The sequence below is a fragment of the Bradyrhizobium sp. CCBAU 25338 genome (genome assembly GCF_028128965.1).
In the GTDB taxonomy this organism is placed as follows: Bacteria; Pseudomonadota; Alphaproteobacteria; order Rhizobiales; family Xanthobacteraceae; genus Bradyrhizobium; species Bradyrhizobium liaoningense.
Window position 1 is genome coordinate 1 of record NZ_LFKY01000028.1, and the last position, 24,538, is coordinate 24,538.

Below are 24,538 nucleotides of genomic sequence, written 5' to 3' on the forward strand. Positions count from 1 at the left end.
ATCAGATCGAGCACCTGGCGGTCGAGCTCGGTGTCGGCGCCGTGCATCTCCAGTTCGATCTGCTTGCCGAGCTCGCTCGACAGATCCCGGACGATGCGGGGCAGCTTCTGCCAGGCATTGCCGATCGGCTGCATGCGCGTCTTCATGACGCCTTCCTGCAGCTCGGCGGTGACGTTGGAGAGGCGCTGCAGCGGCACCTTGAACTCGGTGTCCTCGTTGCGCCTTGAGATCTCCAGCAGCTGGTTGCGGGTCAAGACCAGCTCGGAGACCATGGTCATCAGATGCTCCAGCGTATCCACGTTGACGCGGATCGACTGGTTGGCGATGCTGGCTCCCTCGCCGGCGCCCTCATCGGCCATCGACTTCTTCGGCGCGGCCTTCTCCCTGGCGGGTTTGGCTTCCGCGACAGGCGCTTCGGGGGCGGGCTCGGCCTTTGCTTCAGACTTGGCTTCAGCCTTTGCAACGGGCGCGGGCACCGGCGCCTCGATCGCAGTCTCGCGGAAGGCGCGCTCGAGCTCGTCGAGCGAGACTTCGCCCGGACGCAATGGGCGCTCCAGCGTCTGCTCGATCAGCGAGCCCGAGGTCAGCTCCTTGGCGGGTGCAGGCTTTGCCTCGGCAACCGGCGCCTCCGGCGCCAGCGGCGGGGATTCGGCGACGGCAGCCGAACCGGCCGCCATGGCCGCCATGCCCTGCTCGACCATCGCTTCCAGCTTGTCGATGAGGTCGCGGTCGTTACCTTCAGGCTCGGCTTCGGTCGCCTCCAGCCCGGCCAGGATCTCCTTGATGCGGTCGATCGAGGACAGGATCACCGTCACCGCCTGCCCGGTCACCGGCATGCCGTCACGGAATTTGCCCATCAACGTCTCGCCGGCATGCGCCAGCGCTTCCAGCCGCGGCAGCCCGAGGAAGCCGCAGGTGCCCTTGATGGTGTGGACCAGGCGGAAGATGTTATCCAGGATCTTGGCGTTGTTCGGCTCCTGCTCGAACTTCACCAGCTGATTGTCCACGGTGTCCAGGCTCTCGCTGGTCTCCGTCAAAAACTCCCGCAACAGATCATCCATGAAAACAGGCCTTCATACAGGAAGGGCGCGCACGAGGCGTGATGCGCCATTTCGGAATGGGGCCAGCTTCACCGCAAAGCGTTTAATATTGGTTGAGTATGTGCAAAAGAACGGGACCAACAAAGAGATAAGGCGCTCCGGACAAGCCGAGGCGCCTCGTAAAGATTCGATTAAGAAACGGAGCGCGACGCGTACGTTTACGAAGCGGCAACGATGATGGCTTCGCCTTCCGCTTTAAGCGTCACCGTGAGCCCGCAGGCCTGCGCGAGCAGCCGCGTATAGTAAGGCTGGATCGCATGGGCATCCGCGGCGGGGCCACGCTCGCCGCTCAGGAGCTCGGAGATGTTCTGCGGCAAACGCGCATTGTGTCCGGTCGCAGTGATGCGAAAGCTCATCGTCTCGCCCTCGCCGATCGGGTCGATCGTCAGCATGCCGCCGCGCGGGATCGTGTGCTGGGCGACGACCAGCATGTTGAGCAGCAGCTTGACGCGATTCTTCGGCAGCAGGAGCCGCGGCAGATTCCAGGTGATCGAGCACTTGCCGTCCTCGATGTGGCCGCGCGCCATGGTCTGGGCATCGCCGAGATCGATCTGCGCGCCGGAGGAGCCGGCGGCGCCGAAGGCAAGGCGGCAGAACTGGAGCCGGGCCGAGGCGGTCTTGGCGCTCTTGCGAATCAGGTCGAGCGCGAACTCGCGGTCTTCGGGCTTGGGATCGTCGTCGAGCACTTCGAGCCCGTTGACGATGGCACCGACGGGGCTGATGAGATCGTGGCAGACCCGCGAGCACAGGAGCGCTGCGAGTTCGAGCATATCGGGAGCGGTAACGGGCGCGGGCGACGAGGCGTCAGACATATAAAGGGGTCCTGGAGGGTTCCTGGAATTGCACGGCGCAGGATGCCGCGAATCACGCATGCTTGACGGATGCTTAGGGTTCTAACATTCGCCAGCCCGCGGCAGCTAGCTTGCGATCGGTTCGAGGAGGCCATAAAGCGAATCAGTGGACGGGGAACGGAATTGCCGATGAATGAGGCATGCAGGTGATGCGGATCATCGACGGGGCGGCCGCATTCGGCCTGATGGAGCCGCTGACCGCGCTGGTGGTGAAGGCGGGCGAGGCGATCCTTGCCGTCAACCGCGCCGCCATGCGGATCGAGGGCAAGCCGGACGGCTCGCCAGTGACCGAGGCCGACCTTGCCGCCGACCGCATCATCGCCGACGGCCTGGCGCAGCTGGCGGGCGACGTTCCGACGCTGTCGGAAGAGCGGGCCCAGCTCGCCTCCCCGCCGTTTCAGGGCAGCTTCTTCCTGATCGATCCGCTCGACGGTACCAAGGAGTTCGTCGCCGGCCGCGACGAGTTCACCGTCAACCTCGCCCTCGTGACATCGGGCGAGCCGCTGCTCGGTATCGTCAGCGCGCCCGCGCTCGGCCTGCTCTGGCGCGGCATCGTCGGCCGCGGCGCCGAGCGGATGAAGGTCAACGGCGCAACCATCGGGGCGGCCGAGCCGATCCACACCCGCAAACTGCCGACGCGAGGGGAGCCCTGGATCGCGGCGGTGAGCCGCTCGCATGGCGATCCCAAGAGCGAGGCGTTCATCGACAACAGGCCCAATGCCGTCCGAAAGACGATCGGCTCAGCCGTGAAATTCGGCCGGATCGCGGAAGGCAGCGCCGACATCTATCCCCGCTTCGGGCCGACCTCGGAATGGGATGTCGGGGCCGGCTGCGCGGTCGTGACCGCGGCCGGCGGCAGGGTGACCGACGGCAAGGGCGGCGCACTCCGCTTCGGCCGGCGCAGCGACACCGGCTTCATCGTCCCGGAGTTCATCGCCTGGGGCGATCCGCAGGCGGTAGGCTGCTACTGACTGAGCTGTTCCTGAAGCGCCGGCCAGCGCTTGCCCACCTCATAGAGGAAGCGCTCGGGATTGGCGATGAAGGCGTCGCGATTGGTTTCCCGGCTGAACAGATAGAGCCGCTGCGCCACGATCGCGAAGAAATGGGGATTGCCGGCGACGGTGACGCCGCGGGCGATATCGGCAGGATCATAGCCGCCGAATTGCGGTCCGTAGATCTCGGGATGGGCCAGGAAAGAGGCGCGGTTGCCCTCGTTCCGGAAGCGCCAGACAGCGCCCCAGAGATTCGCCTCGAACTCTGCCCTCCCCGGCACGGCCGTGCCTGTGACGAAATAAGCAACGGGATCGAAGCCCTCGATGGCGACGCCGGTGAAGCGGTTGACGACGATCCGCTCGGTGGTGGCGGTCCATGCCGGCGACCCCGAGCAGATGATCCAAATGCCCGCCAACAGGCAGACGCGGAGGCCGATCAAGGCAATTCCGGGGCGCAAAGGGCTATCTTCCTGCCGTTGTGCCGTCATAGTTGCTGCGGATAACATCCGAGTCGAGGGGACATCCGGCGCAACCTAGAGCCGTGCCTGTTGGCGTCAGGTTAAGGAAGCGACCAGATTCGGTACCAGGGGTTCTTTATGACTTTCGCATCACGCCTTGCTGCGCTCGCGCTTGCCGCGATGATCGGCTGGATCGTGCCGGCCTCAGCCCAGCAGGCGCCACCGCCCGACCTGCCGCCGCCGCAGCGGACCCCGACGCCCAGCACCTATGGGCCGGACGAACTCGTCACGGCCGGCCACCGCTTCTTCGGCAACGTCTCGCGCGGGCTCGCCTCGATCATCGAGAAGGCGGTCAGCCAATGGGGCCTGCCCAACGGCTACATCCTGGGCGAGGAAGGCTCCGGCGCTTTCGTCGCCGGCCTGCGCTACGGTGAAGGCACGCTCTACACCAAGAATGCCGGCGACCTCAGAGTCTACTGGCAGGGCCCCTCGCTCGGCTTCGACTGGGGCGGCGACGGCGCCCGCACCATGACGCTGGTCTACAACCTGCCCGCCACCAACGCGATCTACCAGCGCTTCGGCGGCATCGACGGCTCGGCCTACATCATCGGCGGCTTCGGCATGACCGCGCTCACCGCCAACAACATCGTGCTGGTGCCGATCCGCTCCGGCCTCGGCCTGCGGCTGGGCGCCAATATCGGCTATCTCAAATTCACCCCGCGGGCGACCTGGAACCCGTTCTAAGGTCTCTCCCTCCCATCCGCCTACGGATCAAGGTTAACGACAGGCCAGGGCTGGCTTTTTGCCGGCCCCGCATGCATTGTCGTTGGTAAATTTTTCCTTAGCTCTGGGAGTTCTGGCCCATGGTCGAACCGATCATGTACCTGGCGATCGGTTTCCTGCTTTCGATGCTGTGCGGGCTCGCGATCGTGCCGCTGGTGCATAACCGCGCCGTGCGCCTGACCACGCGCCGGCTCGAGGCCGCCACCCCGCTGTCGATGGCCGAGATCCAGGCCGACAAGGACCAGCTCCGCGCCGAATTCGCCATGTCGGCGCGGCGGCTCGAGATGAGCGTCGATCAGCTCAAGAACAAGACCACGAGCCAGCTCGCCGAGCTCGGCAAGAAGAGCGACGCCATCAACCGCATGAAGATCGAGCTCGGCGAGAAGAACGCCACGATCTTCGCGCTGGAGGCGCGCGAGAGGGCGGTGAAGGAGCAGCTGCGCGCCACGGAGGAGGAATTCAACGCCAAGACCGAAGCCTTGCGCGCCGCAGAGATTGCGCTGGCCGACAAGCAGGCCGAGCTCGCCAAGATCAACTCCGAACTGTCCGACCGCTCGATGATGGCGGAGAGCCGCCAGGTCGAGCTCATCGCGGTGCGCGCGCAGATCGAGGAATTGAAGAGCCGCGTCGGCGATGCCGAGAAGGAATTTGCCGCCACGCAGGCGCGCCTGGCGCAGGAGCGGACCGAATCCGAGACCGCCTCGCGCCAGCTCGCCGAGGCCCGCGGCCGCGTCGAGAATCTGAGCCAGCGCGTCACCGAGCTCGATCGCCAGCTCATCGTGCAGGTCAAGGAGGCCGAGATGCTGTCCGGCCGCGTCGCCGACCTCGAGGGACGCCTCGCCACGCAGGGCAAGCTGCTCGCCGAGCGCGACTACGAGAACAACCAGCTGCGCCAGGCCAATGAGAGCAATGAGCGCACCATCAAGGAGCTGCGCGTCGAGATCGCCGCCTTGAGCGGCGGCAAGTCGTCGGCTGCAGTGGAGTCGCTGCGCGCCGAAAAGGCCGCGCTGGAGGAGCAGCTGCGCACCGCACGCGACGAGCGCGCCAAGCTTCAGCGCGACATCAACGCGATCCAGCAGCAGGCGGAGAGCTCCTGGGCGACCGAGCGCATGGAGAACGCGCTTCTGCGCGAGCGCATCAACGACATCGCGGCGGAAGTCGCAAAACTCGCGATGCAGCTCGAAGGCCCCAACTCGCCGATCGAGGCCCTGCTCGCGGCCGAGGCCGGCCAGCCGGCGAAGCCGGCGCCGCGCCCGGCCAACGACGCCAAGACCAACGGCGCTCCCGCGGCCCGCCTGCCCGAAGGCGGCGGAACGCTCGCCGAGCGCATCCGTGCGCTCCAGGCCCACGCCTCCCGCGCCCGCCAGCAGGGCGCGTAACCGGCCAAAATCCGGCTTCCCCTGCGGATTGCGCGACCTGCCGAAGGTTTTCCGCCCCCGCGGCGCCTGAAAACTTGACACCTTCGGCCCGCACTTCTAAATCGCGGGCTCCGATGCACCGGCCGGCCGAAAGTTATGGCCGCCTGCATGATGGTCCCGGGCGCATAGCTCAGCGGGAGAGCGTTCCCTTCACACGGGAGAGGTCCAAGGTTCGATCCCTTGTGCGCCCACCATTCATCTTCCCACCCCCAGCAGTATCGAACGATCCCGGACAGTTGACGGGCTCACTTGGCGGCTTGCCGAGAGCGTTGCATCAAAAAATCGAAAAACAACCCCATGCACAGTAGACGGCATCAGTCGGATCAATGAGTTACGAATTTTCCGAATTCGAATTTGACTTGTCGGGCAAAACAGGGGCAGGATGGCATGATCAGGAGAGAGGGTCACCGGGCGGTCAATCGTACCTGAACGGGTCACTCGCCATATTCGGAGCTAAAGCGCGATGCGATTAGGATGAATCGTCATCGCGCTTTAGTTTGTTGTTTAAGCATGATCTGTTCGGAAAACCGCTGCGCACTTTTCCGGATCATGCTTTAGCGGGCCAATTGCGTCGCCCTGCATCAACGCTCGCGGAAGGCCCGGGCAACCTGGTCCAGGAGGGGCTTGGTGAAATACGACAGGATGCTGCGATCGTAGGTCTTGGCAAAGACTTCCGCCGGCATGCCGGGCACGAGCTTGACGTTGCCGAGTCGCGCCAGCTCCTCGGGCACTATCGAGACACGTACGGTGTAGAAATTCTGACCGGTGCGTTGATCCGGCGTCACGTCGGCGGAGATACGGCTGACCTTCCCCTCGATCTCCGGCGTCGTGCGCTGGTTGAAGGCGGAGAACCGCAGGCTTGCCGATTGACCGACGTAGAGCTGGTCGATGTCGGCCGGCGCAACCTTGGCTTCCACCATCAACAGGTCGGCTTCCGGCACGATCAGCATGACGGGGTCGGCCGGGCTTACCACGCCGCCGACCGTATGGACGTTGAGTTGATGAACCACGCCGGCTTGCGGAGCGCGTATGTCGACCCGCTTCAGTTGATCTTCGGCCGTCACCTTGCGCTCGATGAATTCGCCGATCTTGCCGTCGATCTCGCGCAATTCCTTGGCAACCTCGCTGCTGAGGTCCTGGTCGATCTGCAGGATCTGCAGCTCGATTTCGGTGACCTTGCCCCGGACCTGGGCCGTGGAGGCGATCGACTGCGCCAGCTCGCCCTTGAGACGCGCAGCTTCGCGCTCCAGGAGGGTGAGACGGTTTATCTGGACGAGATTCTTCTCCCAGAGGCCGCGCACTCCGGTCAGCTCGCGCTGAATCAATTCGATCTCTTCCGCCTTGGCCTGCTGCAAAGCAGCATAGCCGCGGATTTCATCCTCGAGCTGCGCGATTCGCTGGCGAAGCTGGGATTTCTGGCCGCGACGCGCGGTGGCGCGCAACTCGAACAGCTTGCGTTCGCTGCCGAGCGCGGCGGCGAACTCCGCAGATGCGTTATCGAGCAGCTCCTGCGGAACGACGAGATGGTCGGCACCGTCTCGCTCGCTGGCAAGACGAGCCTTGCGGGCGCGCATCTCGTCCAATCCCTTCGTGTAGATGGCGAGGCCGGCACGCAGGGCGGTTTCGTCGAGCCGCACCAATGTCTCGCCGGCACGGACATGGTCGCCCTCGCGAACCATCAGCTCGCCAACGATACCGCCGGTGAGATGCTGGACTTTCTTGACATTGGAGTCGACCACCACCGATCCAGCGGCGGTGACCGCTCCCGACAGCTCGGTCGTCGCGGCCCAGCCGCCGATCCCGCCGGTCAACACTGCCGCCAGAATGATTCCGGCAAGCAGATGATGGCGCATGCTGCGATCTTCGCCGTGTATCGCGGCGGTCATGTGGATACGGCCGGTTGAGGGACGACGACCTTGAATGGCGCGGCAGGCGGCCCGGCTTCCCGCCTCGCCAGCAGCGACTGCACTTCTTCCTTGGGCCCGAAGGCCTGCTGCCGGCCATGGAACATCGTCATCACGAAGTCCACGGCAACCAGCGCGCTGGAGCGATGTGCGACGATGACGACGACACCGCCTCGGGCCCGAACGGCGAGAATTGCGCGAGTCAGCGCCTCTTCGCCCTCGATATCCAGGTTGGAATTGGGTTCGTCGAGCACGACCAGGAAGGGATCTCCATACAGCGCCCGCGCGAGCGCCACGCGCTGTCTCTGGCCCGCCGACAATAGTGCGCCCTGTTCGCCGATCTGGGTGTTGTACCCATCGGGCAAGCTGACGATGAGCTGGTGGACGCCGGCGGCATTGGCAGCGGCAAGGATCTGCTCCATCGAGGCATCAGGCGCAAACCGTGCAATGTTCTCGGCGATGGTACCCTCGAACAGTTCGACGTCCTGAGGCAGGTATCCGATATGATTTCCCAGTGCGTCAGGCGACCATTGCTCGAGCGATGCGCCGTCGAGCCGGATAACGCCGCGTGATGGCCGCCATGCGCCGACCAGGGCGCGCACCAACGAGGATTTTCCCGAGCCGCTGGCGCCGACGATGCCGAGCGCGCTGCCTGCCTTCAGATGAAAGCTGACATCTGCAACCAGGAGCTTTTCCGATCCAGGAGCCGTGACGGACAACTTGTCCACGACGAGGAGCCGTTCCGGCGGCCGCAAAGGCAGCTTGTCGGCTGACGCCGGCAACGCCGACATGAGCCCGGTCAGGCGCTGCCAGCTTTGGGCAGCTGCGATGAAGTTCTTCCAGTTGCCGATCGTGACGTCCACGGGCGCAAGTGCGCGACCCGTCAGGATAGAACTGGCAATGATGATCCCGCCGGATGCCTCCTGTCGTATGACGAGATAGGCCCCGACTCCGAGCACGGCCGATTGCAGCATCATGCGCAGTATCCGTCCCGTGACGCCGAAACCTCCCGAGATATCGTTGGCGATCCTTTGCTGCCTGCGATGCGCATCGCCCAGCTTGCGCCACCGCTCCAGAAACCGGGACGACATCGACATTGCGATCAAGACTTCCGCGTTGCGACGACTGGCTTCCGCAAGGCGATTGCGTGCGGCGGCATAGCTCGACGCCTTTCGGACGGATTGCCGCGACAGTCGATCGGTGACCAGCGTCAGCATCACCAGCACGAGTGCACCGCCGAGCGCTGTCATGCCGATCAGCGGATGGAAGGCAAAGCAGATGGCGAGGTAGAACGGCAGCCAAGGCAGATCGAACAGCGCAGGCAGACCGGAGCCCGACATCACCGATCGAACGGTGTCGACGTCGCGAACCGGCTGCATTCCGTCTCCACCGCCGCGTGTCCGAAGCGGAAGGCGAACCACCAGATCGTAGATGCGGTCGCCGATGCGCCAGTCGATCTGGTTCCCGATGCGAACCAGCATACGGCCGCGAACCACTTCCAATGTGCCCTGAAAGACGAACAGCAAGGCCGCAATGATCGTCAGGCCCGCCAGCGTGGATACGCTGCGGCCAGGCAGCACGCGATCATAGACCTCCAGCATGTAGAGGGAGCCGGTCAGGCTGAGGATATTGATCAATCCGCTGAACGCTGCAATGCCCACAAGGGCCGTGCGGCACGATCGAACGGCGGCACGCAGTTCCGATCCTGCATCCGTGGAAGGGCCTGCTTGCGTAGCCAACATCACACGCAATTACTCCGCGGCTTACGATGAGGTGATTGTCCCGAACCGACCGCCCTTCACCGAAGAAGCGATGAAACTGCTCCTAACTGTCGATGATTCATGACAGCCGTTTGACAACAACAGAGGTGCCGGCCGGGGAGCCGACACCTCCGCATTGAGCAATATCCTCGTCGGGCGACTGGCGTCAGACGAGATATTGGTGGATCAGTTGCAGCTGGCCGCCTTCGACGAGCTCCCCTCCCACATTGAGGTGAGACTGGGTGTCGATCAGGTAGACGTTCTCCCCGGCGCTACCGAGGATGTGCGAGACGTCGATGACGCCCGATGCCTCTTCGTCCTGGGTCTGGAAGTTCGCAGCTCCCGTAACGAAGCGGCTCGGATCGTGCTCGGCAAGCTGTGTGAGCGAGTCGGTCGCAGGATCGTATTGCCAGACCTTGCCGAGGTGGGCGTTGTTGCCGACGTCCTCGGACAGAATGAGCTTGCCGTGCGAATCGACGGCAATGTTGTCGAGCATCTTCTGACCTTCGCTGCCGTTGAGGAGCAGCTTGATGGTGCCGCCGAGCTCTGGGTGCGACGCGTCGGTGAAGTCCAGCGCCCAGAGCTGGCTCGGTGCATTGAACGCATTCGTCGACACGAAGTAGAAGCGGTTCGGGTTGAGTGTATCCCACGCGCCGTCCTCCGGCCGCAGAAAGCTCGTCACGCCCGCAGTTTCGCTGTCCGCATCGATTTGCGCACCGGTCTTGCCGCTGACGTCGCCGAGATCAATCATGGTGAAGGCGGACTTCTCGTCGGTACCCAGCGCACTAGTGCTGCTCGGCGCATTGTTCGCGGAACCTTCGAACTCGCTGACGTGAATTCCGAGCAGATGGCCTCCGGTCAGACCGGCCTTTTCGACGACATTTCCGGTCGCCTGCTTGGTGCCGGAATAGAAGTAGACTTGGCCGTTCTGGCCGTCATCCATCATGGCGACGACGGTCTTGTCCCCGGTATGCGCATTGGCGACCACGTTCTCGTAGGCCATGTTGCCGAGCCAAGCCAGCTCGTAGCTGTTACCGTCCTGCGGGCCGCCGACGACGTGAGCGAAGGCCCGTCCCTCGACGCCTCCCTCTTCACCGGTGAGATACAGCCTGCCGTCGAAGCCGAGCCCCGTCTGCGCATTGTAGAACGCGCCCGAATCGGCAAGGTCTGCCGAACAGAACCGGTTGAACGTCACCGGGCTGTTGCCGGCGTTGTGGTCGACATAGGTGCCGCCCTCGTACATCCAGACGTCATGGACAAGGTCCTTGCCCGAGACGACCTGCAGCGTCGTCTTGTCAATGACCCACTCCGACACGAACGAGCCGGTGCCGCCATGCGCCCGGGCAATTCCGGCCGTTCCGGGAAGCTCATGGTTCATCAGGACGGTGAAGGTGCCGTCGCCGTTGTCGAACGCGCCGAGACCGTCGGGAATGCCGGCCATCTTGTAGCCGTTCACGCTGTCGCCGGTCGTCAGCAGCGACTCGGTATAGACGTGCGAATTGCTGCTGAGCAGGTAGGGCGTCTGGGAGCTTGAGGTGCCCGTCACCTCGTTGGAAAGAATGAACTGCTCGGCGTGAAGATCGGAAATGCGGGCATGCTCGATGATCAGCGCGTCGCCATTGCCGAGATTGATCTGCACATGAGGACCGACCTGGCGCGCGGAATTGATGAGCGTCTGAAAGGATGGAATGTCGAAGTCGCGGACGTCGATGCGATCGCCCGCATCAAGCCGCTCGATCGTGTCCACGCCCATGCCCTTGCGGAGCAGGAACTTGTCATTGCCCTCATCGCCGCTCAGATGATCCCGGCCCGCGCCGCCAAGCAGCAGATCCCGGCCGCGGCCGCCATGCAGGTCGTCATTGCCATCGCCGCCGATCAGGGCATCATTGCCGCTTTCGCCGAACAGCGCATCGTTTCCCTTGCCGCCGTCGATCCAGTCATTGCCGCGTCCGCCGAAAACGATGTCATTGCCGAGGCCGGCGGCGATCGTATCATTGCCGCCGAAGCCGAGGATGATGTCGCTGTGGTTCGACCCTGGAATGGCGTCGTCTCCGTTGGTTCCGAACTTGATCTTTTTGAACGGACCGACGTGGCGATGATCGTCGTGGTGATGGTGCGACATGCTTGCTCCCTGGCTGTTGGCTTGGTACTGGCACGAACGTTCCGTTAACCAACGGCTGTGACGTTGACACGACATCGATATGAATGGGCCATGCCTGCGTTTGGCTCGAGTTGATTATTCGGCGACACGTCAGGGCACGGGTTTTGCCCAGGACGATCCCGAGGCCGCACAGGCGCAGTGGCAAGGACGCCGGTCAACTCCGCCCCAAGCTGCCCAAGCACGCAGGCTTCCTCGACGAGGCCGAAACCGAGGATGCTCGGCTCTATGACCTGCCCGCACGCGATCGTCGGCACGGCACACACCGCGAGGACTGGATTGCGTCGCTTCCGCCGTCGCTCTTCGCGCTATGGCGGACGGGCCGCTTACAATGTCGGAGCAAGCCTCAAACAGCCCGCTCCGCCCGCCAGGCCGCGTAGAGACCGACGAGGGTGCCGATGGCGACCAGCCCTGCCGCCAGCAGAAGCTGCAATTGTCCATCATCGGTGGCGCCTACGGACGACACAAGTCTGGTCACGATGACGAACAGCACACCCACGGAGGCCGCTGCTCCCAGGCAAAGATGGGCAAGCTCTCGCGTCAGGTTGCCGCCGAGAAGTCCGAGTGCCGTGAAATACATCGCGCAGGCGTTGGGATGAACGAACAGGGCAATGCGCGCGTAAGGACCGTAGGCGTGGAGGAGGGACTCACATCGACCCAGAGCCGCTTTTGAGGCAACCCGCTGCAAGAACGGTCTGAAAAAACGAGCCTGTCCGTAACTCAGGACGGCGCCGACGATGATCGCGAGCCACGCCATGACGAAGACGAAGGCATCCGCGGGCTTCGGATTGAGCGCCACGGACATCAGGATGAGGGCTGTTCCGGGAAAATAGCCGAAATACGGGAAGACCGACTCCATGAGCACGCAGGCGAACATGAAGACCAGAAACCATGACGAACCGGTCGCACCCTGGACGATGGCGTTCAGGTCGAAGAGGTTCGTCCTGTACAGGACGAGGTACATGCATATGGCTAGTCCAGCCAGCGCGTAAAACGGCAACGCTCCCGCCAGAAACCGTCTCATCCAACCATCGCGCTCTGTTTGGCGGGCACAGCGGAGACCACCGGTCCCAACAGAAGACAACCGAGACGTCTCGCAGGCCGAATTCCGGCACGGCTGCCGGGGCTCTGCTTCCTTCGTGCTTCAGTTACCATGGTCTCCGTTCCGGACAGCTCTAGCGCGATGGACATCAGGTTGAATGGACTCTGCGCCTCAGCTTCCTGCGCATGATATTTCCGGAAAACCGCTTCCCGCTTTGCGCTAACGCAGTCCTTCGGGTCCTGCTTTAGGCGAATGAGATCGCTCCTGTCGAGTGCCGTTTGCTCATGCGATCCTCGCCTCACCCTGAGCGCCGCTACGCAATCGACAGAATCTCGATCTCCTGGCTGCCCGAACCCACGACGTCTCCGACCGCCTTTCCCATCAGCGACCTCGCGACCGGCGAGACGAACGAGATCGAGCCGGCTTTCGGATCGGCTTCGTCCTCGCCGACGATGCGGTAGGTCTGCACGCGGCCATCGGTGCGGCTGAACGTTACCGTGCTACCGAAGGCGACGACGCCAGTCGAGGTCGGATCTGGCATGACCTGCGCGGTGCGTAAGCGTTCGGTGAGATAACGGACGTCGCGCAGGGGCACGGCCGACTGCCGGCGCTTCTCGTTGACGTCATCGATGCGTTGCGCAGCTTCATAGGCCTCGCGCGCCTCGGCAAGCTGCGTCTGCAACGCCTTGTAGCCTGCTTCGGTCACGAGGTTTGGATGCGGCGAGATCGGGCGATCCGGCAACAGCGTCTCGGACGCGGTTTCGGCGCTCTCTTCCTTGGTAAAGGCGACGCTCAATTGAAGATCCTGTCGAGCTGTTTGGGATGGCGACGCCGCGCGCCGCCGATTGCACTGAACTATATCTCAAGTTCGACGAAACGGCGCAGCTTGAAGACTAGGTCCGGCATGGCCTGGCGGAACCGCGTTGCATTCTGAAAACTGGTCGAAAACGGCGCGAAGGTGAGCATGGCGTTCCAGTTCCGGTAGCCATAGACCGTGACCGAGACGCCAGAACTCGGGAAACCCTCCAGCTTGCGCAGCTCGCCGAGCACGAGATCGGCGATCGCCTCGGCCGGCAGCAGGCGCTTGCCGTCCCGCGTGGTTGCGATTTGCGCGGGCGGCTCAACCGGCTTCGTGGCAGCCGGCGCGTCATCGGACGCATTCCCGGCTGTGGCCGGTACCGGATCGGAGCTGAGCGTCTCGCCCGGCTCCAATCCATCCGCCGGCACAGTCGGCGGACCATCGGCGAGCGGTGCAAAACTGTCTGCGCGCCTGTTGCCTCCAAGGATGCCGCTGATCATCGCCACAAGGCCAGCGTCCTTCACCTCGTTATTCATTACTCCCCCCGGGACTTCGGTCTACTCTAGCACTGCTCTCGCAGACCACCACCGGCGATGGCACCGGCGGCACGACGTTGGGTCGCGTCACGCCGCTTGCGATCCGCTACCGCTTGTCGAACGGAATATACTGCTGGTACTGCTTCGGCACTGAGCTGCGATAGCGCGCCGGCACGGTGCCGGTATCGATCGAATGATCGATCTCCTGCTGCCGGGTCATCTTCTTCCTCGCAGGCTTCTTCGACGCGCTCTTCCTGGCGTCGGTCGGCTGGCTGGAGCTGTCGGTGGTTGCGCTTGGCGCTGCCGTCGTCGCCGCAGGCGCAGCGGTTGTCGCGGGAGGCGTAGCGGTTCCGCCGGCGGCCGGAGCACTCTGCGCCAGCGCAAGCGGCGTCTGCATCATGAGCAGCAGCGCGGCCGTCGCAGCCGGCAGATATGAATTCTGCATCAGAACCTCCAAAATGCCTGATCCGAATGAAGGCAAGCCTAGTCCCGCGGGATCGAGGCGTGCAAGTTCGTCGAATAGCTCGGAACCCGCGCGCGAACTGTGGCGGAGATCACATTGCCCGCCACCGGCTGCGGTCACGATGATCTCACCTCGAACGCATCCGGCGTCGCGGACACCAATATAGGCATGACCGTGCATCAGACAGTCCAGCGGGAACGCCAGCACGGCCGTTCCAACCTCGAAGGAGATTGAAATGCGTCGCACCATCCTCACCCTTGCATCGTTCGCGACCTTGATCGCCGCTTCAGTGTCGGCGGTCCCGGCCCAGGCCGCAAACGACAGGTACTGCCTGCAAGGCCGCCACTGGGGTTACCCCGGCAACTGCCAGTTCGCCAGCTATCAGCAATGTGCCGCCACGGCTTCCGGAACGTCGGCCTATTGCGGCATCAACCCGCGCTACGCCTACTCGCAGTCCTATTATTACTGACGAGTTGGCGGCGCGCACACCACGCGCGCGCCGCCACAGCCCCGTCCAGAACAGACTGAACGAAACCAGGCTTGTGTTACCCATGTCGCCGGGTTGAGCTATCGGGCAGACAGGCGCCGGCAAGGATACGGTCGTAAGACAGACACGCGAATAGGGGCGTCTAACGATCCGCCGTCGGCGCGAGAGCAAGCACCAATGTTCGCGACGGTCCCATTCTGTGCATTGCACACGTCTAGCCCGCAACCAGGAACCTTTTGGGGGCGAAGCGGTTGGCGTGCGATGGCGTGACCGGAGTACGGCCGCCACTCACGAAGACCGCATGGACGAGTGCCCTGAGCGGCTGTCCTCTGCAGTGTCGTCCTGCGCCCTTGCAGCTGAAATCGGTGCACGCTCAGCGGACGATGGAACAGGGACAGCAAATGAGGCCTGTAGCGCGACAGCCCTTCAAACCACGCACCACCGAAGAACTGATGGCGCTGCTCAGCGCAGTAGCGACTGCAATTCTGACCGTCATCATCATCTCGATGCTCTATTTCGGCCGGGATATCTTCGTGCCCGTTGCGCTGGCTATTCTCCTCAGCTTCGTGCTGGCGCCGCTGGTCGGGATACTGCAGCGCATCCGTGTCCCGCGGGGATTGTCCGTCGTGAGCGTGGTTGTCGTTGCGTTCATGCTGATCTTCGCGATAGGAAGCCTTCTCGCCGCCCAACTGACGCAACTCGCTGGTGACCTGCCCCGATATCAATCGACGATCAGCGAAAAGATCCAGGCGTTTCGGGATACCAAGGCCGGCAGGGGCACGCTGGAGCGCGCTTCCGACATGCTGAAAGACCTCAGCAAGGAACTTGATAAGCCGAAAGACGCCCCATCCGCGCGTAGCCCCGGCATTATCGCGGGCTCGAATACCTCCGCGCCACCGGTACCGGTCGAAGTGCGCCAGCCCGATCCCGGCGCGTTGGAAAGTCTGCGAACCTTGATTTCTCCGCTCATTCATCCGCTCGCGACCACCGGCATCATCATCATTTTCGTCGTATTCATTCTAATTCAACGCGAGGATCTTCGTAACCGCTTCATTCGGCTGGCGGGCTCGTCGGATCTGCAACGAACGACGGCCGCGCTGGACGATGCAGCGAGCCGCCTCAGCAAGCTGTTTCTGACCCAGCTCATCCTGAACGGCGCATTCGGTGTGGTGATCGGCACCGGCCTTTGGCTCATCGGAATTCCAAGCGCGATTCTCTGGGGCATCCTCGCGGCTGCGCTTCGCTTCGTCCCCTATGTCGGCGCGGTCATCGCGGCCGCATTCCCGGTGGCGCTGGCGGTAGCCATCGATCCCGGCTGGTCGATGCTGCTTTGGACTCTCGCTCTGTTTCTCGTCGTTGAACCGATCGTGGGCCATGTCGTCGAGCCGATGGTTTACGGCCGCAGCACGGGGCTTTCTCCCGTTGCCGTGGTCGCTTCGGCAACGTTCTGGACAGCGCTTTGGGGACCGATCGGGCTCGTCCTCGCGACCCCCCTCACGATTTGCCTGGTGGTGCTCGGGCGGCATGTGGAGCGATTGGAATTTCTCGACGTGATGTTCGGAGACCGACCGGCGCTTTCTCCTCCGGAAATATTCTATCAGCGGATGCTGGCGGGGGATCCCACGGAAGCGGCCGAAAAGGCCGAAGAGTTCTTGAAGGAGCGTTCGCTGGCCTCGTATTATGATGAGGTCGCCCTGAAGGGTTTGCAGCTGGCGCAAGCCGACGCCGATCGCCATGCGCTCGACCAGGAACGTCTTACGAAGATTCGCGACGCCGTCAGCGAATTCGGCGCCGATCTTGCCGATCAGGACGACCGGCCGCCGGCGAGGAGCAGTTCAACCACCGATGCTGAAGCATCGTCCGCGGTGGAAGGCGTCGCAGAGAATGCCGCCAATGAACATTTGCCTTACCTCCGCAGAGAAACTCTTCCGCCGGATTGGCAGGGTGAACACCCCGTCCTGTGCGTGGCCGGACGCACGCTGATCGACGAGGCGGCCGCGATCATGCTGGCTCAGATCTCGACTGAGCACGGGCTCGCTGCGCGGGTCGAAGGGGCAGCATCGCTGTCCACGACGAACGTCTTTCGTCTGGATACGACGGGCGTGGCGATCGTTTGCCTGGTCTATCTCGATGCCCGCGCCGCGGCACACATGCGGTACTCCGTCCGGCGTCTGAGGCGGAAATTGCCAAAGGCAACCATCATCCTGGGTTGCTGGGTCAAGGACATTGATCCGGCGGCCCTGGAATTGCTGCGGGAGGGCGCCAAGGCTGACCTCGTTGCAACGAGCATCGGCGAGGCCGTCAGGCTGTGCATCGAAGCGACGGGGGCAAGGGAACAGGGGCAAGAAACAGAGAAGGATAAATCCACAACGGCTGCAGCGTGAGGCTGCGATCGATGCCGGCCTCGAAAGCTGCCCTTATGTGAGTACGCCTGCTACTGCGCGACCCGAGCCGAGGTCGACCTCGCGCCCCAGCGCGAGAGCGCTGATCAGCGAGACCGCTGACATACACCTCCGACGCCGTGACGTTGCGCCTGTCCAGCAGTACGCCGCCCATTCGCGCGGCTATATCGTCACCGGCCTCTCGCGTGTGGTGCAAAGTTGTTACGATAGGCCGAGAACCCGCGGCGCGGGCGCGATTTCGGATTGCTCCGTTCGCAGCAAATCACCACAATCCGCCTCAAAGTTTCACTCCGATTCGCAGGATATCCAGACAAGCAGGCTGAGGACGTCGTGCACAAGGCAGCATTCATCGCATCCGGCCTCTTCATGCTGGTCGCTCCGGCAGTCGCCGCCGACTTGCCGATCAAGGCTGTCAGGGCTCCCGAGCCACTCAATCTTTGGCAGGTCGAGGTCGGCGCACGGTACTGGTACAGCATCGGCCGCACCGCTTACGACTTGCACACCAGCGGCTCGCGATATTCCCCGGTCATCTCACGGCTCGACTATCACAACATGAGCACGCATTCGGGAGAGGTTTTCTTCCGGATCGACAGCCCCATGAAGTTCTTCGTAAAGGGCTACGGAGGATACGGAGGCATGACCGGCGGCACCATGAACGACGAGGATTTTCCTCCGTTCTTCAACGGGCCGTACACCAAGACGGAGAGCCAGACCCGCGGTTTTCTGGCCTACGCCAACCTCGATATCGGCTATTCCTTTTACGAGTCCCACCCGGTCAATGCGGAGCCGCGCCTTCGTCTGGGTGCCTTCGTCGGCTACCATTACCGCGGCGAACTGGCCGATGCATGGGGCTGTCGACAGACCGTGTCTGGCGGTCAGATCTGCGAAGGTGCCGACGCCCTCGCCGGCAACGTCAAGGTCATCACCGAGCGAGACATCCTGCACAGCGTACGCGCCGGCGCCGTTGCCGATCTCTGGTTTACGCCGGCGCTCAAGCTGACCGTCGATGCCGCCTACACCTATTCCGACGTGAGAGCTTTCGACACGCACTACTTTACCTTCGGCACCGAGCCCTCTCGCGGCTACGGCCATGGCTTCCAGCTCGAGACGGTCCTGTCTTACGCTGTTACGCCCAACGCAAATGTGGGAATTGGCGCCCGGTACTGGCACACCGGAATCAACGACTTCACCGAGCCTGCGAGCGGAGCAGCGGGGCAGGCGCAGACCTATCAGGTCGACCGATACGGCACCTTCATCCAGAGCAGCTTCAAGTTCTGAGCGAGGAAGAGCGGGGCCCCGACCAACAGGGGACCAAGGATTCGTTCTCTTCGCCGGCGCCCTCACGAGGTCCCGGCAAGACCGGCGTCATTCAGCCGCTTGGCGAACCACACCGCCAATGCCCGGTCGGGCCCGCCGCCGAAATAGACGTCCGACAACATGACGCCGGTTCTATCCAGCACCAGCAGCACGCCGATCGTGTAGGCGAACCAGACATTCGGATCGGTGAGCGCCCGAAGCTTGTGCTCGTCATGCTCCAGCGGCGTATGATTGTTCGCCTTCCGGATCTCGACCGCGAGCAGATTGTTCGGGATCTCGCGCTGATGCACGACGACATCGGGGTAGATCGACTTGCCGAGATGGTCGTCGGTCGAGATGATGGTGCCGTGCGGCAGATGCAGCGTGCGCTCGCCGAGCCGGTCGTAGTTGCAATCGACTGACCAGCCCGAAAACTGCTTCTCCAGATGCACGGCGAAGCGGTGGGTGACCGCCCGCTCGCCGATGTCCTTCTCGAACAGGAAACCCTCGTGGGCGTAGAAGTCCTGGAGCGCCGCGATCACCTTGTTCAGCTCGGTCTGCATCGTGCCTCCGGGCTCGCGGCGCTCTGTCTGTTGATGTCCTACATCTGGACTTCGATCAGCCGCGGCCCGGGCTCGGCGACCGCTTCGGCCAGCGCCTTGTTGAACTCCTCGGCATTGGTGACGGCGCGGCCTGGCACGCCCATGCCCTTGGCCAGCGCCACGAAATCGAGCGTCGGGCGGTCGAGCCTGAGCATGTCGTTGGCGCGCTGGCCGGGCTCGCCCGCGCCGACATTGTCGAACTCGCCGCGCAGGATCTGGTAGATGCGGTTGGCGAACACGATGGTGACGATGTCGAGGTTCTCGCGGGCCTGCGTCCACAGCGACTGGATCGTGTACATCGCGCTGCCGTCGCCGACCATGGTGATCACCTTGCGATCCGGGCAGGCGATCGCAGCGCCAATCGACAGCGGCGTGGAGAAGCCGATCGAGCCGCCCATGTTCTGGAGCCAGTCGTGCGGGGCGGCTGCCGCCGTCGGCGGGAAGAAGCCGCGGCCGGTGGTCAGGGATTCGTCGACCATGATCGCGTTCTCGGGGATCGCACAGGCGATCGCCTGCGCGATCGAGGCGAAGGTGAGCGCGCCGGTCGGCTTGACCAGTTCCTGCAAAGCCTGCGGCTTGACGTCCCTGGAGCTGGCCTTCACCGCGCCGGCGAGCGCCTCCAGCGCCGCGACCGAATTCTCGCCCCAGGAGGTCATGCGATGGACCTCGCATCCTTGCGGCTTGAGCATGCTCGGCTTGTTCGGATAGGCGAAGAAGGCCACGGGATCGTCGGACTCGACCAGCACGATGTGACGGAACTTGGCCAGCATCGGCAGCGCCTGATCGATGACGTAGTGGATGCGGTCGATCGAGAAACGGCCGCGGCCGCGCGCCATCTTGGGGCGGAAGGTCGGGCCCATCACGGTACAGCCGGTCTTGCCGGCGATGCGCTCGGCAAGCGCCAGGCCCTGCTCGCTCAGCGCGCTGCCGGTCATCAAGAGCAGCGTGCCCTCGCCGTCGCCATGCAGGATTCTTGCGGCCTGCTCGACCGCCTGCGGTGAATAGCTCGCGCGTTGCTGCTCGGCCGGAACCTCGGCGATGCCGTCGGCCTCGTTCCAGGCGGTGTCGGCGGGCAGGATCAGGGTCGCGATCTGCGGCGGCGCGCTCTTGGCGGCGGCAATCGCCGCGGCACCGTCGGCGGCGACCGATTTGGCATCCGGCGAGGTGCGGACCCAGGACGACATCGGCCGGGCAAGGCCCTCGATATCGGACGTCAGCGGCGCATTGTAGCCGATATGGTAGACGGCGTGCTGGCCGACGATGTTGACGATGCCGGAATTGGCCTTCTTGGCATTGTGCAGATTGGCAAGTCCATTGGCGAGGCCGGGGCCGAGATGCAGCAGCGTCGAGGCCGGCGTTCCCTTCATGCGGAAATAGCCGTCGGCAGCGCCCGTCACCACGCCCTCGAATAGGCCGAGCACGCAGCGCATGCCCGGCACGCGGTCGAGCGCCGCGACAAAATGCATCTCGGAGGTGCCGGGGTTGGTGAAGCAGACGTCCACCCCACCCTTGACCATCGTCCGCACCAGGCTTTCCGCACCGTTCATCCCAAAGCTCCCGCAACCGGCCATGTCCAGATATCCGTCCGATCAATCATTGTTCGCGCGTCCCGTCAAAGCAATAGCCGCAGGCGCCGCCCTGCCCCGCGTGACGATGCGCCGGTTTGGCTAATGGTTTTCGGCAAATTGTGGTTGCCGATTTGGTAACGCCGATCGTCGAGCATGGCGGCCCTCACGGGCCCGTGGCTTGCGGAATCCCCGCAAATATGGCCTGTGACGTTCATTGAATCGATTTCTTTCTGGGGGAGACAATGATCCGGTTTTTTGCCGCGCCGATTGCCGCCATCGCACTGCTGTCGGCCACGGCGGGTGGCGCGTTCGCCGAAGAGTTCGACACGCGCGACATCATGGGCGGCGGCCCGAACTTCTTCCGTTCCGGCGCCAATCCCGTTCCCCGCACCACCGTCATGTACAATGGCAACTACGCCCCCGGCACGATCGTGGTGAACACCAGGGAGCGGCGGCTCTATCTGGTGCTCCAGAACGGCCAGGCGCTCCGCTACGGCATCGGCGTCGGCCGCGACGGCTTCCGCTGGGGCGGGGTGCACAGGATCACCGCCAAGAAGGAATGGCCGGACTGGACGCCGCCGTCGCAGATGCTGGCCCGCCGGCCCGACCTGCCGCGCCACATGAAGGGCGGCGTCGACAATCCGCTCGGGGCTCGCGCGATGTATCTTGGCTCGACGCTGTACCGCATCCACGGCTCCAACGAGCCGGAGACGATCGGCCAGGCGGTCTCCTCGGGCTGCTTCCGCATGACCAATGACGACGTCACCGATCTCTACAGCCGCGTCGCGGTCGGCACCACGGTGGTGGTGCTGAACAACTGAAGCAAGACCGGGGGCTTGAACGCGGCGGAACCCGCAGGGCGCGTGAATTTGCGGACTTGTCTGCGCGGGGCGAATGCGGCAGCGTCGGGCAACGATGAGCGCATTGACTCCGTCCTCGCCTGCCCTTCGCTTCGCCCTATTGGCGCTCGCCGCGTTCATATTGGTGCCTGACACCGCCTCCATGGCCGCCGCGGGCGAATTGCCCGCGGTCTCCTCGCGTCAGCGCGCCGAGAAGAAGAGCTTCACCGACGGCGAGATCGTCGAAGGCTTCCTGAAGACGGCATTCGGCGCCGAATATCATCTCGCCGGCCGCGTCGACCGCATTCGCAAGTTCGACGGGCCGGTGCGCGTGTTCGCCGAGAGCGACCGCGCCGACCGCAAGACGCAGCTCGCAAAGGTCGTGGCCGACATCGGCAGGCGCGTACAGCATCTCGACATCGCCATGATCGACACCAACGAAGCGGCGAATGTGCGGGTGAAGCTGGTGCGCGACCGCGATCTCTTCCGCACCATCTCGAGCTTCTACGGCGCCGAGAAGGCGCGCGAGATCCGCACCTCGCTCGACCCGCAATGCCTGTCCGGCTTTCGCAAGAACGACGATTTCGAGATCGAGCATTCCGACGTCATCCTCACCGTCGACAACGGCGATTTCGTCTTCCTCGACTGCGCCTATGAGGAGCTCCTGCAATCGCTCGGGCCCATCAACGACACTGCGAGCGTGCCGTGGACCATGTTCAACGACAACGTCTCGATGGGCTATTTCGACATCTACGACCAGTACATCCTCAATCTGCTGTACGACCCCCGCATCAAAGCGGGCATGACCGTGGCGGAGGTCAAGGCGGTGCTGCCCGCCGTGCTCAAAGATGTGCGCGCCTGGGTGAAGCGGGTGAATGATTTGAAGGAGTGAGGTCGTTCTTACCCTCCCCTGGAGGGGGAGGGTCGGCTCGCATTGAGCGCAGCGAAATGTGAGACGGGGTGGGGTGATCTATCCTCACGGGGACTGCCCGAGTGGAGAGATCACCCCACCGCGCTTGCGCTGCGCGCGATCGACCCTCCCCCTCCAGGGGAGGGTAAGCACGGCGCCCGCTCCGACCTATTGCACCAGATCAGCCACAGTCGTCGCGGCCTTCAGCCCGGTGCCGGTGAGGACCGCGACCGTGGTCTCCGTCGCCTTGATCGCACCAGCGGCTGCGAGCTTGTCCAGTGCCGCCGCCGCGCTGGCGCTGGGCGGCTCGGCGAACAGGCCCTGGCGCGCGAGACGGCGCAGCGCGGCGACGATCTCGTCCTCGGTGAGGGCGATCGTGCGACCACCGCTCTCGCGCAAGGCGCCGATGATCTCGCGCAGGCGCAGGGGATTCTTGATCGCGGTGCCTTCGGCGATGGTCTTGTGCACCTCGCGCGCGACAGGCGTATCGACGCCGGCCTTGAAGCTCGCATCGATCGGCGAGCAATTCAGCGGCTGCACCGCGAACAGGCGCGGCAGCTTCGATATCTGCCCGGCCTTCAAGAGCTCGCGGAAGCCGAAGGCGCAGCCGAGCAGGCTGCTGCCGGCGCCCACGGGAACGATGACGTTGTCGGGTGCGCGAAAGCCGAGATCCTCCCAGATCTCGTAGGCGAGCGATTTGGTGCCTTCGAGGAAGAACGGCTGCCAATTGTGGCTGGCGTAGAAGGTCTGGCTCGACTGGCGGATGGCCTCGGCTTCCGACTCCTCGCGTGGACCTTCGACGAGTTGCACCTCGGCGCCATAGGCCCTCACCTGCGCGATCTTGGCCGGCGAGGTCGAGGCGGGAGCGAGAATCTTCACACGCATGCCGCCGGCGGCGCCCAGCCCTGCCATCGACGAGCCACCATTGCCCGACGAGTCCTCCAGAATGGCATCGACGCCGATCTGCCGCAGGAAGGACAACATCACGGAAGAGCCGCGGTCCTTGAAGCTGCCGGTCGGGTTGAACCATTCGAGCTTGAACAGCGGGCGCAAATCGCCCCAGCCCTGCTGCACCAGCGGCGTGCAGCCTTCGCCGAGCGTGATCGGGTTCACGATTTCGACCGGCAGCGCCGCCCGGTAGCGCCATAGCGAGCGCGTGCGCGTATCGACATCGTCGCGCGAGATCCCCGCCCCTGGCGTCACCAGCAGCGGCGTGCGCTCGTCCGAGCACCAGCGTGGCTGGTCGAGGGGATAGAGTAGTCCGTTGCAGGGATCGATGTAGCTGGCGGGCATGGGAGTCTCCGGGGCAGAGCCGATCCGGTCGATATGTCTGAATACGACGGTTTTATCCAGTCAGCCGTTGTGAGGGTGTAAACGCGGCCAATTCGTGCAAGATGGACATCTCTTCGCAGCGTGTGCAGGCAGCCATGACCGTTCAATGGACCAAGGGCTACAGTCAGGACGAGCTGGACCGTGCCCAGCAGCGATTTGGCCTGACCTTTCCGCCTGACCTGGTCGCCCTTCTGAGAGAGAAGCGTCCGGTCGAAGGACATGACTGGAATGACGACGCTGCGATCAGGCACGCTCTCGACTTTCCTCTCGAACGGCTGCTCGGCTCCCTCGAGCACAATCCGCACTGGTGGCCGGAATGGGGAGAGAGGCCTTCCGATCTGCAAGCGCGAAAAGAGGTCGTACGAGATGTTGTCTTGCGCGCGCCCAAACTGATCCCCTTGATCGGCCATCGATACCTGCCCGAGGAGCCGCACGAAGCGGGCAACCCGGTATTTTCCGTCTTCGGCTTCGACACGATCTACTACGGGACGGACCTCGATGACTATTTCGAGCGAGAAAATGCTCCATCCGATTTCCGGGTGCCGCTGAGCCAGTTCAAGCACATCCGTTTTTGGTCCGATCTCGTCGCGCGATATGGCTGCAGCCTGGAGGAGCTTCAGCAGGAATTGAACCTCTGACCAAGGCCCCCATCCGGGTTCGCGCATGGCCGATCTCGGCTGTTCGCTGATGGCGTTCGAGATTTTCATCCCGAGGCGGATGCGATCCGCCGCGCGCTGACAGGCTTTCTGGACGACGCGCGGATTGGCTTCAGGCCTGCCTCCGAACCCGCGTTTCGCGCAGTGATCCGGACGCGGCAGGGGTGACCGGCAATCGGTCT

General features: G+C 63.8%; 22 protein-coding genes, 1 tRNA gene and 1 pseudogene. 10 read left to right on the forward strand and 14 right to left on the reverse strand.

Going from position 1 to position 24,538, the window contains the following annotated elements; translation table 11 throughout:
- On the reverse strand, positions 1–1,061 hold a 1,061-nt coding region (locus ACM42_RS09590), incomplete at its 3' end, for an Hpt domain-containing protein (RefSeq protein WP_271527689.1).
- Between the two features lie 197 nt (positions 1,062–1,258).
- Positions 1,259–1,912: a histidine phosphotransferase ChpT gene (chpT, locus tag ACM42_RS09595; protein ID WP_271527690.1), complete on the reverse strand. Its 654-nt coding sequence runs from the start codon at positions 1,910–1,912 to the stop codon at positions 1,259–1,261.
- A 179-nt stretch (positions 1,913–2,091) separates the two neighbouring features.
- On the opposite strand from chpT, the gene ACM42_RS09600 reads away from it, so the two are divergent.
- Positions 2,092–2,922, forward strand: coding sequence for a 3'(2'),5'-bisphosphate nucleotidase CysQ family protein (locus ACM42_RS09600; protein WP_271527691.1), 831 nt, complete (start codon positions 2,092–2,094; stop codon positions 2,920–2,922).
- Here the strand turns inward: ACM42_RS09600 and ACM42_RS09605 are convergent.
- Complete coding sequence (locus ACM42_RS09605; protein ID WP_271527692.1) at positions 2,916–3,401, reverse strand: YHS domain-containing (seleno)protein; 486 nt, start codon at positions 3,399–3,401, stop codon at positions 2,916–2,918. The genes ACM42_RS09600 and ACM42_RS09605 overlap by 7 nt on opposite strands.
- A 138-nt stretch (positions 3,402–3,539) precedes the next feature.
- Between ACM42_RS09605 and ACM42_RS09610 the strand changes: the two genes are divergently transcribed.
- From ACM42_RS09610 to ACM42_RS09620, 3 genes are all read left to right on the forward strand, one after another.
- Positions 3,540–4,145, forward strand: a complete 606-nt coding sequence (locus ACM42_RS09610) for a DUF1134 domain-containing protein (protein ID WP_271527693.1) — start codon at positions 3,540–3,542, stop codon at positions 4,143–4,145.
- A 119-nt stretch (positions 4,146–4,264) separates the two neighbouring features.
- Entirely contained in the window at positions 4,265–5,563 is a 1,299-nt protein-coding gene (locus ACM42_RS09615) for a hypothetical protein (RefSeq protein WP_271527694.1), read from the forward strand.
- A gap of 158 nt (positions 5,564–5,721) precedes the next feature.
- Positions 5,722–5,796, forward strand: a tRNA-Val gene (locus tag ACM42_RS09620).
- A gap of 387 nt (positions 5,797–6,183) precedes the next feature.
- Here the strand turns inward: ACM42_RS09620 and ACM42_RS09625 are convergent.
- The 8 genes and pseudogenes from ACM42_RS09625 to ACM42_RS09660 form a co-directional block, all read right to left on the reverse strand.
- Positions 6,184–7,488: an HlyD family type I secretion periplasmic adaptor subunit gene (locus tag ACM42_RS09625; RefSeq protein ID WP_271527695.1), complete on the reverse strand. Its 1,305-nt coding sequence runs from the start codon at positions 7,486–7,488 to the stop codon at positions 6,184–6,186.
- On the reverse strand, positions 7,485–9,248 hold the full coding sequence (locus ACM42_RS09630; protein ID WP_271527696.1) for a type I secretion system permease/ATPase: 1,764 nt from the start codon (positions 9,246–9,248) through the stop codon (positions 7,485–7,487). The genes ACM42_RS09625 and ACM42_RS09630 overlap by 4 nt, the downstream gene beginning before the upstream one ends.
- A gap of 184 nt (positions 9,249–9,432) precedes the next feature.
- Positions 9,433–10,905: an alkaline phosphatase PhoX gene (locus ACM42_RS09635; protein ID WP_271527782.1), complete on the reverse strand. Its 1,473-nt coding sequence runs from the start codon at positions 10,903–10,905 to the stop codon at positions 9,433–9,435.
- Between the two features lie 183 nt (positions 10,906–11,088).
- Positions 11,089–11,463: pseudogene (locus ACM42_RS09640) on the reverse strand (calcium-binding protein); the annotation flags it as partial.
- A 307-nt stretch (positions 11,464–11,770) separates the two neighbouring features.
- The gene (locus ACM42_RS09645) at positions 11,771–12,448 is read right to left on the reverse strand and encodes a hypothetical protein (RefSeq protein WP_271527697.1); all 678 of its coding nucleotides are present in this window, start codon (positions 12,446–12,448) and stop codon (positions 11,771–11,773) included.
- A gap of 331 nt (positions 12,449–12,779) precedes the next feature.
- Complete coding sequence (greA, locus tag ACM42_RS09650) at positions 12,780–13,262, reverse strand: transcription elongation factor GreA (RefSeq protein WP_271527698.1); 483 nt, start codon at positions 13,260–13,262, stop codon at positions 12,780–12,782.
- A gap of 59 nt (positions 13,263–13,321) precedes the next feature.
- The gene (locus ACM42_RS09655) at positions 13,322–13,801 is read right to left on the reverse strand and encodes a hypothetical protein (RefSeq protein WP_271527699.1); all 480 of its coding nucleotides are present in this window, start codon (positions 13,799–13,801) and stop codon (positions 13,322–13,324) included.
- A gap of 106 nt (positions 13,802–13,907) precedes the next feature.
- Positions 13,908–14,246: a hypothetical protein gene (locus ACM42_RS09660; protein WP_271527700.1), complete on the reverse strand. Its 339-nt coding sequence runs from the start codon at positions 14,244–14,246 to the stop codon at positions 13,908–13,910.
- A gap of 253 nt (positions 14,247–14,499) precedes the next feature.
- Between ACM42_RS09660 and ACM42_RS09665 the strand changes: the two genes are divergently transcribed.
- The 3 genes from ACM42_RS09665 (at position 14,500) to ACM42_RS09675 (ending at position 18,431) form a co-directional block, all read left to right on the forward strand.
- Positions 14,500–14,733 (forward strand): DUF3551 domain-containing protein, encoded by a 234-nt coding sequence (locus ACM42_RS09665; protein WP_271527701.1) that lies wholly within the window; start codon positions 14,500–14,502, stop codon positions 14,731–14,733.
- 470 nt (positions 14,734–15,203) lie between these two features.
- The gene (locus tag ACM42_RS09670; protein ID WP_028182142.1) at positions 15,204–17,135 is read left to right on the forward strand and encodes an AI-2E family transporter; all 1,932 of its coding nucleotides are present in this window, start codon (positions 15,204–15,206) and stop codon (positions 17,133–17,135) included.
- Positions 17,136–17,483: 348 nt separating this feature from the next.
- Positions 17,484–18,431, forward strand: coding sequence for a hypothetical protein (locus tag ACM42_RS09675; protein ID WP_271527702.1), 948 nt, complete (start codon positions 17,484–17,486; stop codon positions 18,429–18,431).
- 62 nt (positions 18,432–18,493) lie between these two features.
- On the opposite strand, the gene ACM42_RS09680 is transcribed toward ACM42_RS09675, so the two are convergent.
- The gene (locus tag ACM42_RS09680; RefSeq protein ID WP_271527703.1) at positions 18,494–19,012 is read right to left on the reverse strand and encodes a hypothetical protein; all 519 of its coding nucleotides are present in this window, start codon (positions 19,010–19,012) and stop codon (positions 18,494–18,496) included.
- Positions 19,013–19,050: 38 nt separating this feature from the next.
- A complete protein-coding gene (locus tag ACM42_RS09685; RefSeq protein ID WP_271527704.1) occupies positions 19,051–20,598 on the reverse strand; it encodes an acetolactate synthase large subunit in 1,548 nt (515 codons plus the stop codon).
- A gap of 263 nt (positions 20,599–20,861) precedes the next feature.
- Here ACM42_RS09685 and ACM42_RS09690 point away from each other — a divergent pair, with 263 nt between their 5' ends.
- Positions 20,862–21,440: a L,D-transpeptidase gene (locus ACM42_RS09690; RefSeq protein WP_271527705.1), complete on the forward strand. Its 579-nt coding sequence runs from the start codon at positions 20,862–20,864 to the stop codon at positions 21,438–21,440.
- Between the two features lie 94 nt (positions 21,441–21,534).
- Positions 21,535–22,350: a DUF2927 domain-containing protein gene (locus ACM42_RS09695; protein WP_271527706.1), complete on the forward strand. Its 816-nt coding sequence runs from the start codon at positions 21,535–21,537 to the stop codon at positions 22,348–22,350.
- 186 nt (positions 22,351–22,536) lie between these two features.
- Here the strand turns inward: ACM42_RS09695 and ACM42_RS09700 are convergent, their stop codons facing one another.
- Positions 22,537–23,661 carry a threonine synthase gene (locus tag ACM42_RS09700; RefSeq protein ID WP_271527707.1) on the reverse strand — a complete coding sequence of 375 codons (1,125 nt, stop codon included), beginning with the start codon at positions 23,659–23,661 and terminating at the stop codon, positions 22,537–22,539.
- A 134-nt stretch (positions 23,662–23,795) separates the two neighbouring features.
- Here ACM42_RS09700 and ACM42_RS09705 point away from each other — a divergent pair, with 134 nt between their 5' ends.
- Positions 23,796–24,338 carry a hypothetical protein gene (locus tag ACM42_RS09705; protein ID WP_271527708.1) on the forward strand — a complete coding sequence of 181 codons (543 nt, stop codon included), beginning with the start codon at positions 23,796–23,798 and terminating at the stop codon, positions 24,336–24,338.
- Positions 24,339–24,538: the final 200 nt, after the last annotated feature.

What these genes read in the sequence shown, in the direction of transcription:
- ACM42_RS09600 (WP_271527691.1), top strand. Translation starts at nt 2,092, where the DNA reads ATGCAGGTGATGCGGATCATCGACGGGGCGGCCGCATTCGGCCTGATG.
- ACM42_RS09625 (WP_271527695.1), bottom strand. Translation starts at nt 7,488, where the DNA reads ATGACCGCCGCGATACACGGCGAAGATCGCAGCATGCGCCATCATCTG.
- ACM42_RS09615 (WP_271527694.1), top strand. Translation starts at nt 4,265, where the DNA reads ATGGTCGAACCGATCATGTACCTGGCGATCGGTTTCCTGCTTTCGATG.
- ACM42_RS09610 (WP_271527693.1), top strand. Translation starts at nt 3,540, where the DNA reads ATGACTTTCGCATCACGCCTTGCTGCGCTCGCGCTTGCCGCGATGATC.
- ACM42_RS09685 (WP_271527704.1), bottom strand. Translation starts at nt 20,598, where the DNA reads ATGAACGGTGCGGAAAGCCTGGTGCGGACGATGGTCAAGGGTGGGGTG.
- ACM42_RS09700 (WP_271527707.1), bottom strand. Translation starts at nt 23,661, where the DNA reads ATGCCCGCCAGCTACATCGATCCCTGCAACGGACTACTCTATCCCCTC.
- ACM42_RS09630 (WP_271527696.1), bottom strand. Translation starts at nt 9,248, where the DNA reads ATGTTGGCTACGCAAGCAGGCCCTTCCACGGATGCAGGATCGGAACTG.
- ACM42_RS09665 (WP_271527701.1), top strand. Translation starts at nt 14,500, where the DNA reads ATGCGTCGCACCATCCTCACCCTTGCATCGTTCGCGACCTTGATCGCC.
- ACM42_RS09660 (WP_271527700.1), bottom strand. Translation starts at nt 14,246, where the DNA reads ATGCAGAATTCATATCTGCCGGCTGCGACGGCCGCGCTGCTGCTCATG.
- ACM42_RS09680 (WP_271527703.1), bottom strand. Translation starts at nt 19,012, where the DNA reads ATGCAGACCGAGCTGAACAAGGTGATCGCGGCGCTCCAGGACTTCTAC.
- chpT (WP_271527690.1), bottom strand. Translation starts at nt 1,912, where the DNA reads ATGTCTGACGCCTCGTCGCCCGCGCCCGTTACCGCTCCCGATATGCTC.
- ACM42_RS09645 (WP_271527697.1), bottom strand. Translation starts at nt 12,448, where the DNA reads ATGAGACGGTTTCTGGCGGGAGCGTTGCCGTTTTACGCGCTGGCTGGA.
- ACM42_RS09695 (WP_271527706.1), top strand. Translation starts at nt 21,535, where the DNA reads ATGAGCGCATTGACTCCGTCCTCGCCTGCCCTTCGCTTCGCCCTATTG.
- ACM42_RS09690 (WP_271527705.1), top strand. Translation starts at nt 20,862, where the DNA reads ATGATCCGGTTTTTTGCCGCGCCGATTGCCGCCATCGCACTGCTGTCG.
- ACM42_RS09705 (WP_271527708.1), top strand. Translation starts at nt 23,796, where the DNA reads ATGACCGTTCAATGGACCAAGGGCTACAGTCAGGACGAGCTGGACCGT.
- ACM42_RS09670 (WP_028182142.1), top strand. Translation starts at nt 15,204, where the DNA reads ATGGCGCTGCTCAGCGCAGTAGCGACTGCAATTCTGACCGTCATCATC.
- ACM42_RS09655 (WP_271527699.1), bottom strand. Translation starts at nt 13,801, where the DNA reads ATGAATAACGAGGTGAAGGACGCTGGCCTTGTGGCGATGATCAGCGGC.